We start from the raw sequence: 18,337 nt of genomic DNA, 5'->3' as shown, positions 1-18,337 counted from the left end.
AGAAAAATTCTTAGTTTTGTCGGGATGATGTCTTAAGCCGGTTCCGGCCCTGATTTCTTACAATGCAGCCATTTTCCAGCGTTTGCAAGTAAGAGGAGACACCATGCTGGCCTTTCTTAATCAGGTGCGCAAGCCGACCCTGAATCTGCCGATCGAAACACGGCGCAAAATGTGGTTCAAACCCTTTATGCAATCCTATCTGGTGGTCTTTATCGGCTACCTGACCATGTACCTGATCCGCAAGAACTTTAACATTGCTCAGAATGACATGATCTCAACCTACGGTTTGAGCATGACGCAACTGGGGATGATCGGTCTGGGATTCTCCATTACCTACGGCGTAGGGAAAACGCTGGTCTCCTACTATGCCGATGGCAAAAACACCAAGCAGTTCCTGCCGTTTATGCTGATCCTGTCCAGTATCTGTATGCTTGGCTTCAGCGCCAGTATGGGATCCGGCTCCGTCAGCCTGTTTCTGATGATCGCCTTCTACGCGCTGAGCGGGTTCTTCCAAAGTACCGGCGGGTCGTGCAGCTACTCCACCATCACCAAATGGACGCCGCGCCGCAAACGCGGAACCTATCTGGGACTGTGGAATATCTCCCATAATCTGGGCGGCGCGGGCGCGGCGGGCGTGGCGTTGTTCGGCGCCAACTATGTATTCGACGGCCACGTCATCGGCATGTTCATCGTACCGTCCGTTATCGCGCTGATTATCGGCTTTATCGGTCTGCGCTATGGCAGCGACTCGCCGGAGGCTTACGGTCTGGGTAAAGCGGAAGAGCTGTTCGGCGAAGAAATCAGCGATGAAGATAAAGAAACCGAAGACAGTTCGATGACCAAATGGCAGATTTTTGTCGAGTACGTGCTGAAGAACAAAGTCATCTGGTTGCTGTGTTTCTCCAACGTCTTCCTGTATGTGGTGCGTATCGGTATCGATCAATGGTCCACGGTATACGCCTTCCAGGAGCTAAAACTATCGAAAGAGGTTGCGATTCAGGGCTTTACCCTGTTTGAAGCCGGTGCGTTGGTCGGTACGCTGCTGTGGGGCTATCTCTCCGACCTGGCTAATGGCCGTCGCGCGCTGGTTGCCTGTATCGCGCTGGCGCTGATCATCGCCACCCTGGGCATCTACCAGCATGCCGGCAATGCGTATGTTTATCTCGCCTCGTTATTTGCACTCGGCTTCCTGGTGTTTGGTCCGCAACTGCTGATTGGCGTCGCCGCCGTGGGCTTTGTACCGAAAAAAGCCATCGGCGCGGCCGACGGCATTAAAGGCACCTTTGCCTACCTGATTGGCGATAGCTTCGCAAAACTGGGACTGGGGATGATTGCCGACGGTACGCCGATTTTCGGTCTGACCGGTTGGGCGGGCACCTTCGCCGCGCTGGATACCGCCGCCATCTGCTGTATCTGCCTGATGGCGATGGTTGCAGTGATGGAAGAACGTAAAATCCGCCGCGAAAATCGTATCCGCAAACAGAAAACCGCGTAACCGGCTGATAACAGAATCAGCCGAGGTTGACGACAAACCTTCCCAACCCCGTCATTCCGCGCTCAAAAACATTCCCGATGTTTTTGAGCGCCGCTTGCGGCGGCCCGAAGGGCGAGCCCCAGGGATGGGGCGAGTAACCGGGAATCACTCAATGACTATTCACGGTTCCAGCAGGAGATCCCCGCCGCCTACTGCCGCGGGGATGACGATGGTTGGTGACGGCGATAACAGCCCCCCATCCGGGCATCTCCGCTAGCTTCCCTTGTTGCACCAGTTATTTTTAGGGTTGATACCGCCATCCGGCGAGGTATACCCCAGACATCCCAGGATTGAGTCAAACAACTCTTCGTGACGGTGAGTTTTGCCTATTCGCTGCTGCGCCTTTAGCCGATCGAAAGCGTCCAGGTTATTGGCGTCCGCCAGAAATTTATCCGACGCCCATACCATCATCGGTGCGCGGAACTGTTCCGGCGGCGCCATTTCGCGCGGCGTGCCATGCAGGTGGAAGTTCTCGTCAATGGATTCGCCATGATCGGAGGCATAAAAAACCAGCGCCTTTTTATCCCGCACCTGATTAATCACGTTATGGATAAAGGTGTCGGTGTACAACACGCTGTTATCAAAGGCGTTAATCAGTTGTTCACGGGAACAGGACGCGTCGACGCCCATACATTCCGGCTGATAGCGCGCGTAGCTGCGAGGATAACGCATCGAATAAAGGTAGTGAGACCCTTTGGTATGCAGCACGACCAGATGCTTACCGCGCGGATAACGTTCCAGCGACTCCTTAACCTCATCCACCAGCAGCATGTCATCCACCGATTTACCGTCGTTGCTTTTTTCCGAGGCAATCATTTCACGGAAAGCGTAGTTGTCGGCTTCGATACTGTTATAGAACCAAACCTCGCTCTGCATGGCGAACAGCTCGGACGTGAACCCCAGCTCTTTTAACACCGCAAAGACATTTTGTTCCTTCAACGTCCGCTGAGGGTTATCTTCCGTGCCGCCTTCTCGTACAAACATGCAACGCATGGAGAGTTTGGTCGAGGTATCACAGGATTTTCCGCGGAAAGCCACCAGATTTTTTTCTTTCGACAACAAGGGCGTGGTGTCGCGCTCATACCCTAGCAGCCCCATATGATCCCAACGGGTGGTTTCGCCGATGATGAACACCACATAGGTATCATCAATCCCGGTTGGCGGAAGGTAAGTAAAATGCTTACCGGGATCGAACAAATTCGCCTCGTCCTGATTTTCGTCATATTTGGTGTAAGCGAACAGTCCCAGCGCAGACAGCCAGTTCGACGGCAGATAAGAGTGAGCCACGACTCCGCCATAGCTGGGTAAGTCGACATTGGAAGACTTTTCAGATAGCGATTGGGTTTCAGCCATATAGCGAATAGGAAACCAGACCAGGGCAACCACCGCCAGCAACACAAGAACCGGCGACAAACGTTTTCCCGGCGATTTCAACTGTTCAATCAAGGTATGACGTAATGCGTTTTTCCAAATCAGCAGCAGAGGCAATGCGCTCACCAACAGCATCCACAGAACAAAGCGGAAACCGATCACCTCTTTGGATAGATCGATATCGGTGGTCATCACCGCGGCAATAATGCCGTAACCAATAACGACATTAAAAAAGGTCATGTAATAGCTGGCGGCGACGGAAATAATCACCAACAGCGATGCGACAATACGATAAAAAAGGCGTCCTCCCAGAGAAAGAATGCGCATAAGAAAAAAGGTAAAAAAGATACAGGCTCCCAGCTCAATTATCACCGGGATAAATTTTGCTATCTGCGTGCTGGCCAATATTGAAAAAGAATCAAAGCGGCGATAAAAAACCGAGAGATTAAGGAAAAAACCGATATAGACTGCCAGTAAGAACGATAACTTTGCTTGTGAAAAAGAAGGGCTAAACTTCATCGCGACCAATGCTCCGGCAAAACTTTATTTATTTCTGAAGCTATAGGACAACAGCGTAATGTCAGAGTTCAGACTCGGAAAATAAGTCGCCATCTTTGTAAAGTAAAGTTATTGGCTCATCAATCCGTCGAAAGCCGCCTTAAACATCGCCCGTCATGGCGTCAAAGGATAAAATAGATTTTTTATTTTAAAATCATAGTATTAAACATAAAAAACAAAGCATCATACCCGACCGCCGTCGATTTCCCTGGTTTAACCAACACCGACTTATTTTATGGGTATATACCGTTATTCAGCCGATACGTCAGCTGATGACGTTTATTTTCTTTAATCTGCATCGGTGCGGTCAGAATATTCGCGTCCTTAAGGTTATTATTTACCGCTTGCACTATAACCTACTGATTATTTGGCCTTCTCAACCAATATCCATTATTTAATCATGGTTAATTTTTTTATTAAACCGCCCGGCGATTCCCGGCAAATTACGTTTTAACCCCTTCCAGCGTTATCCTGGCTATAAGCTCAACCACGATCGGATGATGCAAAAACGCCATGATCTCTTCAGCCAGTTTGACGCCGATCCCCGGAAATTGTCGCCATTGCGACAATGTACGTTGTTGCAACTGCTGCCAGTTCATATTCTCCAACGCGTCGCCGGCAGAACGAGGCAAAGGCATTCCCAGAGCCGGCAACCAGCGAGACAAAGGTTGCCGGCGAGCCTGCTGTAAACTTTCATAAATATTATCAGCCAGCTTATTCCCTACTCCCCGGACGTCTCTTATCTGTTCCCGGGTCAGCGTCAACCAGGAGACGACATCGCTCAGCGCGCCATGCCGCATCAGGCGTCGCCACACTCCCTCGCCGACCCCGTTCAAATTTAGCCCATGCTCGCCGCTTAGCCAGACCAATCGCGCGAGCATCTGCTGTTGACAGGCCGCGCTGTACTGAAAACAGCTGAGATGATGAAAGTCGCTCGCTGCCGGCGGCGCGATCGGCGGACGCTCGGCCGCACGCCATACCACCGTATCCAGGCGGGGAATCCCCTGGCCGGCCAGACTGACGCCGACCTGATCGCCGGGCAAAACATCCCATTGCCGCCAACGCGATAGCGACCCGACGTTGACCCGGCGCACCGATTTGTCATCCAACCGCAGCGGATTAAGATTCAAGACGACATTTATCTTTCCGGTGCGGCCGACAGAGAAAGCAACGCCCTTGACCTCGGCTACCTGCCGCACCAGCGGATATTTCCAGGCGATGGCCCAATCAGCCGGCGTATTTCGCCAATAGCGCCCATCAGGCTCTTTATCCTCACGGATCACCACGCCATCGGTGACGAAAGGCAGAGGATGGCGATACCAGCGATCTCGCCAGCGTTCAGCCTCCTCCAGCGAAGAGATGCGGTGCGTATAGTCGGCCGCCAGGGCAAACCCCATCGTTCGCAATGCGCTAAGGCGCTCGGACAGCGTCGCCGGGCCATCCGGCCATGCCCAGATAAAGATACCGATACGCGGCAAAATGGATGAAGCCTGCCGGCGGCGCATCTCCCCGGCGACCGCCGATCGGGCATTGATGCCGCCTTGCAGATTTTGCTGATGATTGTCCACCTTAAGAAATAACTCGCCTTGCAACACCAATGTTGCCGGCGCCCCCTTCAGCTGTTTGGGTATCGCCGGTATGGCAAGCGCCTTTTCCGTCCAGTTCTCTCCCTGTAAACCATTACCCCGGCTGGTCGCCGCCGTCAGCCGCCCCTGCTGATATTCCAGCGTTACCGCCACGCCGTCGATTTTGGGCTGGATCCATAAGTCCTTATGCAGCCTTATCCATTGCCGCAGTTGTCCGCGATCGGACAGCTTTTTCAACCCCGTGTGAGCAACCGCATGCGCCTGTTTGCCGTTGCCCGGCAACTGCACGGGGAAATCCGCCTCATGCGGCAAAAAGCAGCGCCGCCAGTGGTTCAACCGCCCCCGTAGCTGATCATAAACCTCATCCTCCACCGGGCTGGCGCCCGCCTGATAATAAGCCTCATCCCACTGCGCCAACTGCTGGCGCAGCATCGCCATTTCTTTTTGCGCGCGCGCAAGCGACCAGTCCGGGCAAGATGAAGCCGCGATGCATGGCCAACCGACCAACGCCGCCGCTGCCGAAATGACAAACCGTCTGAACCCGCGATTCATATAACCTCTCCCGTCGATACGCACTGCGCGCAGTACAGCGCAGTCGCCGTTATAAAACGAGGGAGAAAAACCGGGAATGCAAAGCGCGCCGCAATGTTTTTTGTCGTTTGCAATCCCTATGAAAAACCACAGGAAGCGACGATGAAATGTACAGAAAAGGGGTTGGCGGCGCGCATTGATGGTGGCATAACAATAAAACATTTCGCGATGAGATTTATCGCCACGCGACTGATGGCGTCTCGCCGTGTATAATGTGATGAAATGCACAATCTGTCGCATCTATACCCATGATCAATCGCAATTAATAAAACTTCACTATGGCTCAAGGCACGTTATATATCGTTTCCGCTCCCAGTGGGGCCGGAAAATCCAGTTTGATCCAGGCGCTATTAAAAACGCAGCCGCTTTACGACACACAGGTATCGATTTCCCATACCACACGCGTCAAACGGCCGGGTGAAAGTCACGGCGAGCATTATTTCTTTGTCTCGGTCGATGAATTCAAGCGTATGATCCGGGAAAATGAATTTCTGGAATATGCGGAAGTTTTCGGTAATTACTACGGTACGTCCCGTACCGCGATTGAGCAGATATTGGCGACAGGCGTCGACGTATTTCTGGATATTGACTGGCAAGGCGCCCAGCAAATACGCAGCCAGATGCCGCTGGCCCGCAGTATTTTCATTTTGCCGCCGTCGAAAGAAGAGCTGGCGCGCCGTCTGCGCGGCCGGGGTCAGGACAGCGAGGACGTCATCGCACGTCGTATGGCGCAAGCCGTGGCGGAAATGACGCACTACGCCGAATATGATTATTTGATTGTTAATGACGATTTCGATTTGGCATTGCTCGATTTAAAAACCATTATTCGCGCCGAGCGTCTGCGCCTGAGCAGACAAAAAGTACGGCATGATGCATTAATCACCAAACTATTGGCAGACTGACGGCTCTTTAAGTATGATGCCCAGTCCATTTTATCACCCTGTGGAGTAGCACATTATGGCACGCGTAACTGTTCAAGACGCTGTAGAGAAAATTGGTAACCGTTTTGACCTGGTGTTGGTCGCTGCTCGTCGCGCCCGCCAAATCCAGACCGGCGGCAAAGAGCCGTTGGTTCCGGAAGAAAACGATAAATACACTGTGATCGCCCTGCGCGAAATCGAAGAAGGCCTGATCAACTCCCAGATTCTGGACGTTCGCGATCGTCAGGAGCAGCAAGAGCAGGAAGCCGCAGAAATTCAGGCGGTCACCGCGATTGCTGAAGGCCGCCGTTAATTAGACTACGAGTCGCCCTTGTACCTTTTTGAAAGCCTAAATCAACTGATTCAACGTTATCTGCCTGAAGAGCAGATCAAACGTTTACGGCAAGCTTATCTCGTTGCACGTGATGCTCACGAGGGACAGACACGCTCCAGCGGTGAACCCTATATCACTCACCCGGTCGCCGTGGCCTGTATTCTGGCCGAAATGCGTCTCGACTATGAGACGCTGATGGCCGCCTTGCTGCATGACGTGATAGAGGATACGCCCACCACCTATCAGGATGTGGAACAGCTCTTCGGCAAGAGCGTCGCCGAACTGGTGGAAGGCGTCTCCAAACTGGATAAGCTGAAGTTTCGCGATAAGAAAGAAGCGCAGGCGGAAAACTTTCGCAAAATGATTATGGCGATGGTGCAGGATATCCGCGTCATTCTGATCAAACTGGCCGACCGTACCCACAATATGCGCACGCTCGGCGCGCTGCGCCCGGACAAGCGCCGCCGCATCGCCCGCGAAACGCTGGAAATCTACAGTCCGCTGGCGCATCGGCTGGGTATTCATAATCTGAAAACCGAGCTTGAAGAGCTGGGTTTTGAAGCGCTTTATCCTAACCGTTACCGCGTGATCAAAGAGGTGGTCAAGGCCGCCCGCGGTAATCGGAAGGAGATGATCCAGAAAATCCTTTCCGAGATTGAAGGCCGCTTAACCGAAGCCGGGATCGCCTGCCGCGTCAGCGGCCGCGAAAAGCATCTTTATTCGATCTACTGCAAAATGCACCTGAAAGAGCAGCGTTTCCATTCCATTATGGATATTTACGCCTTTCGGGTGATCGTGAAGGAAGTCGACACCTGCTATCGCGTGTTGGGCCAGGTTCACAGCCTGTATAAACCGCGACCGGGTCGGGTAAAGGATTATATCGCCATTCCCAAGGCCAACGGCTATCAGTCGCTGCATACCTCGCTGATCGGCCCGCACGGCGTGCCGGTGGAGGTGCAGGTTCGCACCGACGACATGGATCAGATGGCGGAAATGGGCGTGGCCGCGCACTGGGCGTACAAAGAAGGCGAGAGCAGCACCACGGCGCAGGTTCGCGCCCAGCGCTGGATGCAGAGCCTGCTGGAATTGCAGCAGAGCGCCGGTAGTTCGTTTGAGTTTATCGAAAGCGTCAAGTCCGATCTCTTTCCGGACGAAATGTATGTCTTCACGCCGGAAGGCCGGATTGTGGAGCTGCCAGCCGGCGCCACGCCGGTTGACTTCGCCTATGCCGTACATACCGACATCGGTCATGCCTGCGTCGGCGCCAGAGTCGATCGCCAGCCTTATCCCCTGTCCCAATCGCTGAGCAGCGGACAGACCGTTGAGATCATCACCGCCCCCGGCGCCAGACCGAACGCCGCCTGGCTGAACTTTGTCGTCAGTTCCAGAGCGCGCGCCAAAATTCGCCAGATGTTGAAAAACCTCAAGCGCGACGACTCCGTCAGCCTGGGCCGGCGTTTGCTGAGCCACGCATTGGGCAGCGGCCGCAAAATAGCGGATATCCCGCAAAAGAATATTCAGACTGAGCTGGACAGAATGAAACTGGCCTCGCTGGACGATTTGATGGCGGAAATCGGACTGGGTAACGCCATGAGCGTGGTGGTGGCGAAAAATCTGCTCAATGAACAGAAGCAGTTGGATAACGCCGGGCTGCGCAAATTGCCGATTAAAGGCGCGGACGGCGTAATGGTTTCCTTCGCCAAATGTTGCCGCCCGATCCCGGGCGATCCGATTATCGCCCATGTCAGCCCCGGCAAAGGTTTGGTCATCCATCATGAATCCTGCCGTAATATTCGCGGTTACCAGAAAGAGCCGGAGAAATTCATGGCGGTGGAATGGGATAAGGTGACCGAACAGGAATTTATCGCCGAAATCAAAGTGGATATGTTCAACCACCAGGGCGCATTGGCAAATTTGGCGGCTGCGATTAACGCCGCCAATTCAAATATCCAGAGCATCAACACGGAAGAAAAAGACGGACGCGTTTACAGCGCCTTTATCCGTCTCACTACGCTCGACCGCGTTCATCTGGCGAATGTGATGCGCAAAATACGCGTCATGCCGGATGTCATAAAAGTTAACCGTAACCGAAACTGACCGTATGACCCCTCAACGCTATGCGCGCATAAGAGAGATGCTGACCTGCCGTCAGCCCGATCTGACCCTTTGCATGGAGCAGGTGCATAAGCCGCATAACGTTTCCGCGGTCATTCGTACGGCCGATGCGGTGGGCGTTCATCAGATTCACGCCGTCTGGCCCACCAGCCGCATGAGAACGCTGGTCTCCTCCGCAGCCGGCAGCAATAGCTGGGTACAGGTCAAAACGCATCGTACGATCGCCGACGCGATCAGCCATCTGAAAACATCGGGTATGCAGATTCTGGCCACCCATCTTTCTGAACAGGCCGTCGATTTCCGCGACATCGATTACACCCGTCCGACCTGCATCCTGCTGGGACAGGAAAAAACCGGGATTAGCGCAGAGGCGCTGAAGCTGGCCGACCGGGATATTATCATCCCAATGACCGGCATGGTGCAGTCGCTGAATGTCTCCGTCGCCTCCGCATTAATTCTCTATGAAGCGCAGCGCCAGCGCCAATTGGCCGGCATGTATCGGCGTGAATACAGCCCACTGGCGGAAGAAGAGCAGCAGCGACTGCTGTTTGAGGGCGGCTATCCGGTGCTGGCGCGCGTCGCCAAACGTAAAGGCCTGCCTCGCCCTTATATTGACGGCGACGGCCAGATTGTCGCCGATACCGCCTGGTGGGCCTCCATGCAATCCTCGGAGTGCTGATGAAAGGGCGCCTGCTGAATACTCAACCGTTAAGCACACTTGCCGGGGTGGGTGCCAGTCAGAGCGCCAAGCTTGCCCGTATCGGGCTGGAAACCGTCCAGGATTTACTGTTTCACCTGCCGCTGCGTTACGAAGACCGCACGCACCTTTACCCCATCGGCGATCTCCTTCCCGGCATGTACGCCACGGTGGAAGGTGAAATTCTGCACAATGACATTTCCTTCGGCCGCCGCCGCATGCTGACCTGCCAGATTAGCGACGGCAGCGGCCTGCTGACCATGCGCTTTTTCAATTTCAACGCCGCGATGAAGAACAGCCTGGCGCCCGGCCAGCGGGTCACGGCTTATGGTGAAATTAAACGGGGCAAAATCGGCGCGGAAATTATCCACCCGGAATACCGCCTACAGGGCGACGGCGCCCAGATCGAATTACAGGAATCGCTGACGCCGGTTTATCCCGCCACGGAAGGGATACGGCAGGCGACGCTGCGGAAGCTCACCGATCAGGCGCTGGCGCTGCTGGACGCCAACCCGATAGATGAATTGCTGCCGGAAGAACTCAGCCGCTCGCTTATCAGCCTGCCGGAAGCGTTGCACATCCTGCATCGTCCGCCGCCGGACGTGCAGCTCGGCGAACTGGAGCAGGGAAAGCACCCGGCGCAGCAACGCCTGATTATGGAAGAGCTGCTGGCGCACAATTTAAGCATGCTGGCCGTGCGCGCCGGCGCGCAAAGCTACCGGGCGCAGCCGCTGCCGGTCAATGACGCGCTGAAACAGCGGCTGCTGGCAACGCTGCCTTTCACGCCGACGCAGGCGCAGGCGCGGGTCGTCGATGAAATTGAAACCGATCTGGCGAAAAATATCCCCATGATGCGTCTGGTGCAGGGCGATGTCGGCTCAGGAAAAACGCTGGTCGCCGCGCTGGCCGCGTTGCGGGCGATCGCCAACGGCAAACAGGTGGCGCTGATGGCGCCGACGGAGCTATTGGCTGAACAGCATGCGCACAATTTCCGTCAGTGGTTCGAACCATTGGGGATTGAAGTCGGCTGGCTGGCCGGCAAACAAAAAGGCAAAGCCCGGCAGGCGCAGCAGGACGCCATCGCCAGCGGTCAGGTAGCGATGGTGGTCGGCACCCACGCCATCTTTCAGCAGCAGGTCAAATTCAACGGGCTGGCGCTGGTGATCATTGATGAGCAACACCGTTTCGGCGTGCATCAGCGTCTGGCCTTGTGGGAAAAAGGCGAAGAGCAGGGTTTCCATCCTCATCAGTTGATCATGACCGCCACGCCGATCCCGCGCACGCTGGCGATGACCGCTTACGCCGATCTGGACACCTCGGTGATCGATGAACTGCCGCCGGGCAGAACGCCGGTCACCACCGTCGCCATCGCGGATTCGCGCCGTAACGATGTGATCCAACGGGTCAACCACGCCTGTCGACAAGAGGGAAGACAAGCCTATTGGGTCTGTACGTTGATTGAAGAATCCGACCTGTTGGAGGCGCAGGCGGCCGAAGCGACCTGTCAGGAATTGCAGGCCGCGCTGCCGGACATCAGCGTCGGATTGGTGCATGGCCGAATGAAAGCGAAAGAAAAACAAGCCGTTATGCAATCATTCAAACAAGGCGAACTTCAGCTTTTGGTGGCGACGACGGTGATTGAAGTCGGGGTCGACGTGCCGAACGCCAGCCTGATGATTATCGAAAACCCGGAGCGGCTGGGGCTGGCGCAGCTTCACCAGCTGCGCGGACGCGTCGGACGCGGCGCCGTCGCCTCCCACTGCGTGCTGCTTTATAAAACGCCGCTCAGCAAAACGGCGCAAAAGCGGCTCCAGGTATTACGCGACAGCAACGACGGTTTTGTTATCGCCCAGCGCGATCTGGAAATTCGCGGCCCGGGTGAATTATTAGGCACGCGCCAGACGGGCAACGCCGAATTCAAAGTCGCCGATCTGCTGCGCGATCAGGCATTGATCCCGCAGGTACAGCGCGTCGCCCGCCATCTGCATCAACGCTATCCCGACCATGCCAAAGCGTTGATTGAGCGCTGGCTGCCGGAGCGCACCCGGTATACCAATGCCTAACCTTGTCGTCTTTGCCAGAACAAAGCGAAAAGTTCGGACTGGGTTTTTACCTTCAATTTAGCGTAAAGGTGTTTTTTATGCGCCCGGACGGTTTCGATGGAAATGATCAATCTACGGGATATTTCTTTGGTGGAGCATCCGCTCAACATCAACTGCATCACTTCGTTTTCCCGCTCCGTCAGCATGGCCAACGCAGGCGCTTCGCAGTAAAAAGGGGCGGCGTCGCTTTCGTTGCCTGATAATTCAAACCGCATACGCTGGCGCATCATTGCCAGTAACCACGGTTCCGCCAGCACCATGGCGCCAATATCCTGTTCGCTGAAAAGCGTTGATGCCCCCAACGACAGACAAAGAATACGGGACTCATCCAGCACCACGTTAAATTGCACTTCGTCTTTCACTATATTGCGCTGAAAGTAGCGCCGGTAATATTCCGTTTCCATGAAATGAACCGGCGCCACCTCCGCCAGTCGTTGTAATCCGGAGCGAGGGTTTTGCCAGGCGTTGATATAGAAAGGATCAAGCAGGTAGAGCCCCTTCTGGTAATCAAGAAACAGTTGAGTGTCGCTGCCGTCGCCATCACTTTCCGCAAAAATCACCGGTCGATTATGTCGGGAAAACAACAACGCGACCCAATTATGGAACAGCACCCGCGTTCGTAAATATCGCACGACATTGCGCCAGAATTCCGCTGTATCCAGGCTATCGATCAAGCTGGCGAATTCACGATGCCAAGACAAATTTTCCAATGATAAGAAATACTTATCACCCATTCGGGTACACCCCTCTTGAGTTATAGACAGCTGTTTCCGCGCATGCATAATCCATTAAATCATTGTCGTCCCCCACATGAAAGGAAATGTATGCAGATAGAAATTATTCAGGCGCCAAGTAAAGAAGGCGATATTGATCGTAATCTTGAGCTGGCCCTGGCCCACATCCGGCACTGCGACGCGCATACCGAGTTGGCCATCTTTCCTGAAACCTTTCTAACGGGCTTCGCCGAAGAAGGCCATATCAGAGATCGCGCGCTGATGCGTGACGGGCCTGAAGTCGCCGCGCTGATCGACGCCAGCCGGCAACATGATATTGCCATCGCTATCGGAATGCTGGAGCAGGAAGGCGACAGCGTATTCAACACCACATTGTTCATCACGCCGGAAAGCGGTCTTGCCTGGTATTACCGTAAAACACATCTGTGGTTCAGTGAACGCGCCTTGGTAGACGCGGGCGATCGCCTGGTGTGCGGATTATGGCGGGGCAAACGAATCGGCATGCTGATTTGCTACGACATCGAATTTCCAGAAACGGCCCGGGCATTGGCGGCAATGGGATGCGATTTGATTGTTGTCACTAACGGCAATATGGATCCATATGGCCCGGTACATCGCTATTCGGCCCATGCCAGGGCATTTGAAAATCAGCTTTTTTTTGCGATGACGAACCGCTGCGGCGAAGGCGCCGGCTGCCGGTTTGCCGGCGAAAGCGCGGTGATAGACCCTAACGGTCGCTTGATGGGGCAGTTGGGCCGCGGAGAAGGAACCCTGAAAGTCACGCTGGATTTCTCCCTGCCCCCTCAAATTCGTCGCCAATATGACTACCTTCGGGATCGACGGCTGATCCTGCCGGAAAAAGTGGAAAATCAACCCGATGGACAACGCTGGTGGCTGTTATAAGCCATCGAACCATTGCCGCTCCCCTTCGCAACGCCAGGTATCTTTCAACAGGAGTATTCGCTATGCCAGCATTCAAGAAGATCCTTACCACCGGCCACCTGATACTATTCGGGCTCGCCTACATGACGCCGATTATCGTTCTGGGGACATTCGGCGTTCTTGCTCAACTCACCGACGGACATGCGGCCGGCGCCTATGTGCTGGCCCTAACGGTCATGCTGTTCACTTCCTACAGTTACAGCAAAATGGCCTCCGCCTTTCCGGTGAGCGGTTCGGCCTATGTCTATGTGAGTAAAGCAATCAACAGCGATATGGGATTTATCGCCGGCTGGGCAATCCTGCTGGACTATCTGTTTCTACCGATGGTTATTTGGTTAATCGGCGCAGTCTATCTCTCGGCGGCGTTCCCAGCCATCCCGCAATATATCTGGCTCCTGGCCTTCATTGCCGTTACCTCGGTCATCAATATTGTCGGATTAAAGATCGCAAGCGCCGTCAACAGTCTGATGCTGCTGCTACAGCTAGCCGTCCTGGCCGCATTTGTCGCACTGGCGATACATTATATATGGGGCGATGCTTCCCGCCCGTTCTGGACGCTACAGCCCTTTTTCAGCGATCGAGACAATCTGCTGCCTATGATGATGGCTGGCGCCGCCGTCGCCTGTTACTCCTTCCTGGGCTTTGACGCCATTACCACGCTGGCGGCGGAAACCATTGATGCCAAACGTAGCATCCCCAAAGCCATCATGTTCATTACGCTGCTGGGGGGCGCCCTATTTATCCTGGTTGCCTGGTGCGTACAATTGGCGCATCCCGGCGCGTTATTTCAGAACAGCGACTCTGCGGCCTTCGAAATTGCACGGAATATCGGCGGCGATATTTTTGTCACCCTGTTCATGTTCGGATTGGTGTTCGGTCAATTCGCTTCCGGTATCGCCGCGCAGGCTAGCGCCAGCCGGCTGATTTATACCCTCGGCATTGATGGCGTGCTATCAATTGGGCTGGGCAAACTGGGGCGCTTCACTACCCCTACCAATGCGATTTTGCTCTGTTCACTGGTTGCGCTTCTCGCCCTGGGGATGGATATCACCACCTCGACCTCCTTTATTAACTTCGGCGCTTTCCTCACGTTTTCATTGGTAAACCTGTCGGTGATATTTCACTACTATGTGCGCAATCCGCAACGCGACGCCAAAGCAACATTGCTTTATCTTATCGGACCGGGCCTGGGCGTACTGGTGACGCTGTTGCTGTTAATCAGTCTGGATAAGACCGCCATCATTATGGGCAGCGTCTGGCTATTACTCGGCCTTATGCGTTTGATTTATCTCAAGCGGTATCAACGTTTGAAACAAGCGTCAATTGGCGATTAATCCTCCTCTCCGCTTCCGTTTTCACCGACCGACATCACCGTCATCAGGCGCCCGTTCGGCATTATGCCGCCGGGCAAGGCAAACGTTTGCTTTTATCTAAGAGATCATTAAAATGCCCTCTTTGTCATTTTGGAACGCCCATTATTATGACTACCACCACGGATATTCCTCAGGTCGACGCCCCGACGACTGCGCGCGGCAGCGAATTAATCTACCGTCTGGAAGACCGGCCGCCGCTGGCGCAAACCCTGTTTGCCGCCAGCCAGCATCTGCTGGCGATGTTCGTCGCGGTGATCACCCCCGCGCTGTTGATCTGCCAGGCGCTGGGCCTACCGGCGCAAGATACGCAACATATCATCAGCATGTCGCTGTTCGCCTCCGGTCTGGCCTCGATTCTGCAAATAAAAACCTGGGGGCCGGTGGGGTCGGGGCTACTGTCCATTCAGGGAACCAGTTTTAACTTCGTTACGCCGTTGATCATGGGAGGACTGGCGCTGAAAAACGGCGGGGCCGATGTACCCACCATGATGGCGGCGCTGTTCGGCACCTTGATGTTCGCCTCCTGTACGGAAATCATTCTCTCCCGCTTCCTGCACCTTGCCCGCCGGATTATCACGCCGCTGGTATCGGGGATTGTGGTGATGATTATCGGTCTGTCGCTGATTCAGGTCGGCCTGACCTCCATCGGCGGCGGTTATGCGGCGATGAATAACAACACCTTCGGCGCGCCGAAAAATCTGTTGCTGGCCGGCATCGTGCTGTTGGTTATTATTCTGCTCAACCGTCAGCGTAACCCTTACCTGCGCGTGGCCTCGCTGGTGATCGCCATGGCCGTCGGCTATCTGGGCGCCTGGCTGATGGATATGCTGCCGGACGGCGTTCCGGCGGCGCAAAGCGATTTGATCATGGTGCCGACGCCGCTGTATTACGGTCTGGGCTTTGACTGGAACCTGCTGATCCCGCTGATGCTGGTGTTTATGGTGACGTCGCTGGAAACCATCGGCGATATCACCGCGACCTCCGACGTCTCGGAACAACCGGTCAGCGGCCCCCTGTACATGAAACGGTTGAAAGGCGGCGTGCTGGCCAACGGCCTGAACTCCTGTTTATCCGCCGTATTCAACACCTTTCCCAACTCCTGTTTCGGGCAAAACAACGGCGTCATTCAGCTTACCGGCGTCGCCAGCCGTTACGTCGGCTTTGTTGTGGCGCTGATGCTGATTATTCTGGGCTTGTTCCCCGCCGTCAGCGGTTTCGTACAGCACATTCCGGAGCCGGTGCTGGGCGGCGCGACCATCGTCATGTTCGGCACCATCGCCGCCTCCGGCGTGCGTATCGTGTCCCGCGAACCGCTGAACCGCCGCGCCATCATGATTATCGCGCTCTCGCTGGCCGTGGGACTGGGCGTATCACAGCAGCCGCTGATTCTGCAATTCGCGCCGGACTGGATAAAAACCCTGCTCTCTTCCGGCATCGCCGCCGGCGGTATTACGGCGATTGTGCTGAATCTGGTTTTCCCGTACGACGAAAAATAATTTGTATCCGCGTCAATAATTTCTGTTATGTATACCCTAAATAATTCGAGTTGCAGGAAGGCGGCGACGCAACGAATCCCCGGGAGCTTACACCAGTAAGTGACCGGGGTGAGTGAGGAAAGCCAACGCACCTGCGGCTTGAAGTATGACGGGTATAGGGATAAAAGCGACCGACGATGCAACACCGGTCGCTTTTTACTGTCTGTAACTGCATTATCTGTTGAGCCTTTAAGGTAATTGCGGCATAAAAACAGATATCCCTGACGATTGGCATGGACTGACACGATGAGATTTCTCGGGAAATTATTGCTGACCATCCTGCTGCTGGCATTGCTGGCGCTGGTCATATTGTATGTATTACTGCAAACCACCTGGGCTTCAGGCCGGATCGGCAATTGGGTGAATCAAAACACGGACTATCAGGTATCCCTGGGAAAAATCGACCACAATTGGTCCGAACCCGATCGTATTCTGCTGCAAGACGTCGTTTTCGGTCATAAGAATCAGCCGCCGACACTCACCGCCAAACAGGTTTCCGCCGGTCTCAGCGTTCGTCAGATAACCGAACCTCGCCATTTTTCCAGTCTGCTGCTTGAAGGCGGCACGCTGAATCTGTCGCCATCCGCCGCCACGCTGCCGATTGAGGCCGACGTGTTGCAACTGCGTACCATGGCGCTTCAGGCCCAGGATGATAACTGGCAGTTAAACGGTCAACAGGTCAACGGCGGCATTATGCCCTGGCGGCCAGAAGCGGGCCGCCTGTTAGGCAAACAGGGAAATTTCCAACTTAGCGCCCGTTCGTTGCGGCTAAACGATGTCCCCGCCAGTCAGGTATTCGTTCAAGGCAACATTAATAATAATCAACTCGCCTTGAGCAATTTCGGCGCAGACGTGGCGCAAGGCCAGTTAACCGGTAATGCCAGCAGGGCGGAAGACGGGAGCTGGCAAATCGACAACCTGCGTCTTAGCAAGGTGCGTTTGCAAACGCCAAGAACCATCCGGGAATTCTGGCAACCTATCGTCGCGTTGCCTGCCGTTACCGTTTCCCGCTTTGATTTGATTGATGCCCGCATTGAAGGGCCGGGATGGGCGTTTATCGATCTCGACGTAACGTTGCGCAACGTCACCTTCAAACAGGACGACTGGCAAAGCGACGATGGCGAACTATCGTTCAACGCCACCGATATCGTTAACGGCAATATGCATCTGATCGATCCTATCGTTAATCTGGCGCTTTCCCCGCACGGCGTTGAAATCAAACAGTTCACCACGCGTTGGGAGAGGGGGTTATTGCGCACCAGCGGCGACTGGCAACGCAGCGATCGCCGTTTGCAACTGAATGAATTCGTTGTCGCGGGCATGGAATATACGCTGCCAGGCGACTGGCTGGCGCGCTGGCAAAGCACGCTGCCGGCCTGGCTGGCGGAAGTGGAGGTCAAAAAATTCACCGCTAACCGCAATCTGCTGATTGATATCAACCCTGATTTCCCATTCCAGATTACCGCACTGGACGGATACGGCAGCGATCTGCGGCTTGCCCGTAATCACCAGTGGGGCGTCTGGGGCGGTTCGCTGAATCTGAACGCCAGCGATGCGACCTTCAACAAAGTCGATGTCCGTCGTCCGTCATTGGCATTAACCGCCAACGACGGCCAAATCGCGCTTACCGACCTCAGCGCCTTTACTCAAAACGGTCTGCTGGAAGCCAAAGCCACTATCGCTCAGAACCCCGACCGGGCGTTTTCAGTAACCATGAACGGGCGTTCCGTCCCGGCGGATATTCTGACGCGCTGGGGATGGCCGGCTCAGGCGCTTGCCCCTTCAGGCGACGCTAACCTGCAATTGCATCTGAACGGGCGACTGGCGGCCGATACGGCATTGAAACCGACGCTCAACGGCGCGCTACAGGGCGTGGATCATGATGGACACCCCATCAGACAGCAAATTCAAGCGGGAGCGGTAACAACGCCGCAGTAAAAGATCG

General features: G+C 54.8%; 13 protein-coding genes. 10 read left to right on the top strand and 3 right to left on the bottom strand.

The genetic code is table 11. The annotated features are described in order from the left end of the window. Window positions 1–103: 103 nt before the first annotated feature. On the top strand, window positions 104–1,495 hold the full coding sequence (gene uhpT / locus ABRZ26_RS18485; protein ID WP_319605593.1) for a hexose-6-phosphate:phosphate antiporter UhpT: 1,392 nt from the start codon (window positions 104–106) through the stop codon (window positions 1,493–1,495). A 252-nt stretch (window positions 1,496–1,747) separates the two neighbouring features. Here uhpT and eptB read toward each other — a convergent pair whose 3' ends face one another. Both eptB and ligB read right to left on the bottom strand, forming a co-directional pair. Further along, window positions 1,748–3,424 carry a kdo(2)-lipid A phosphoethanolamine 7''-transferase gene (gene eptB / locus ABRZ26_RS18480; RefSeq protein ID WP_319605592.1) on the bottom strand — a complete coding sequence of 559 codons (1,677 nt, stop codon included), beginning with the start codon at window positions 3,422–3,424 and terminating at the stop codon, window positions 1,748–1,750. Window positions 3,425–3,906: 482 nt separating this feature from the next. Continuing rightward, complete coding sequence (gene ligB / locus ABRZ26_RS18475) at window positions 3,907–5,601, bottom strand: NAD-dependent DNA ligase LigB (RefSeq protein ID WP_319605591.1); 1,695 nt, start codon at window positions 5,599–5,601, stop codon at window positions 3,907–3,909. 317 nt (window positions 5,602–5,918) lie between these two features. Here ligB and gmk point away from each other — a divergent pair, with 317 nt between their 5' ends. Genes gmk through recG form a run of 5 tightly spaced genes read left to right on the top strand, consistent with a single transcriptional unit; the run spans window position 5,919 to window position 11,769 of the window. Beyond that, window positions 5,919–6,542, top strand: coding sequence for a guanylate kinase (gene gmk, locus ABRZ26_RS18470; protein WP_319605590.1), 624 nt, complete (start codon window positions 5,919–5,921; stop codon window positions 6,540–6,542). A gap of 55 nt (window positions 6,543–6,597) precedes the next feature. Next, window positions 6,598–6,873, top strand: coding sequence for a DNA-directed RNA polymerase subunit omega (rpoZ, locus tag ABRZ26_RS18465; RefSeq protein ID WP_319605589.1), 276 nt, complete (start codon window positions 6,598–6,600; stop codon window positions 6,871–6,873). A gap of 18 nt (window positions 6,874–6,891) precedes the next feature. Next, the gene (gene spoT / locus ABRZ26_RS18460; protein ID WP_319605588.1) at window positions 6,892–8,991 is read left to right on the top strand and encodes a bifunctional GTP diphosphokinase/guanosine-3',5'-bis pyrophosphate 3'-pyrophosphohydrolase; all 2,100 of its coding nucleotides are present in this window, start codon (window positions 6,892–6,894) and stop codon (window positions 8,989–8,991) included. A gap of 4 nt (window positions 8,992–8,995) precedes the next feature. Further along, the gene (gene trmH, locus ABRZ26_RS18455) at window positions 8,996–9,688 is read left to right on the top strand and encodes a tRNA (guanosine(18)-2'-O)-methyltransferase TrmH (RefSeq protein WP_319605587.1); all 693 of its coding nucleotides are present in this window, start codon (window positions 8,996–8,998) and stop codon (window positions 9,686–9,688) included. Further along, window positions 9,688–11,769, top strand: coding sequence for an ATP-dependent DNA helicase RecG (gene recG / locus ABRZ26_RS18450; RefSeq protein WP_319605586.1), 2,082 nt, complete (start codon window positions 9,688–9,690; stop codon window positions 11,767–11,769). Before trmH ends, recG begins: the two co-directional genes overlap by 1 nt. On the opposite strand, the gene ABRZ26_RS18445 is transcribed toward recG, so the two are convergent. After that, window positions 11,766–12,542: a helix-turn-helix transcriptional regulator gene (locus ABRZ26_RS18445; RefSeq protein WP_319605585.1), complete on the bottom strand. Its 777-nt coding sequence runs from the start codon at window positions 12,540–12,542 to the stop codon at window positions 11,766–11,768. The two genes, recG and ABRZ26_RS18445, sit on opposite strands and share 4 nt — an antisense overlap. A 90-nt stretch (window positions 12,543–12,632) precedes the next feature. Between ABRZ26_RS18445 and ABRZ26_RS18440 the strand changes: the two genes are divergently transcribed. The 4 genes from ABRZ26_RS18440 to ABRZ26_RS18425 all read left to right on the top strand — a co-directional run bounded on the left by ABRZ26_RS18440 (window position 12,633) and on the right by ABRZ26_RS18425 (window position 18,330). Continuing rightward, window positions 12,633–13,445 (top strand): carbon-nitrogen hydrolase family protein, encoded by an 813-nt coding sequence (locus tag ABRZ26_RS18440; RefSeq protein WP_319605584.1) that lies wholly within the window; start codon window positions 12,633–12,635, stop codon window positions 13,443–13,445. 62 nt (window positions 13,446–13,507) lie between these two features. Beyond that, window positions 13,508–14,818: an APC family permease gene (locus tag ABRZ26_RS18435; RefSeq protein WP_319605583.1), complete on the top strand. Its 1,311-nt coding sequence runs from the start codon at window positions 13,508–13,510 to the stop codon at window positions 14,816–14,818. A 146-nt stretch (window positions 14,819–14,964) separates the two neighbouring features. Then, window positions 14,965–16,353: a nucleobase:cation symporter-2 family protein gene (locus ABRZ26_RS18430; RefSeq protein ID WP_319605582.1), complete on the top strand. Its 1,389-nt coding sequence runs from the start codon at window positions 14,965–14,967 to the stop codon at window positions 16,351–16,353. Between the two features lie 285 nt (window positions 16,354–16,638). Further along, window positions 16,639–18,330, top strand: coding sequence for an AsmA family protein (locus ABRZ26_RS18425; RefSeq protein WP_319605581.1), 1,692 nt, complete (start codon window positions 16,639–16,641; stop codon window positions 18,328–18,330). The last annotated feature ends 7 nt before the right edge of the window (window positions 18,331–18,337 follow it).

This window comes from Brenneria sp. L4-2C, assembly GCF_040240335.1.
GTDB lineage: Bacteria > Pseudomonadota > Gammaproteobacteria > Enterobacterales > Enterobacteriaceae > Brenneria.
Note: the sequence above shows the minus strand (reverse complement) of the source record. Positions and strands in the feature narration are given on the sequence as shown.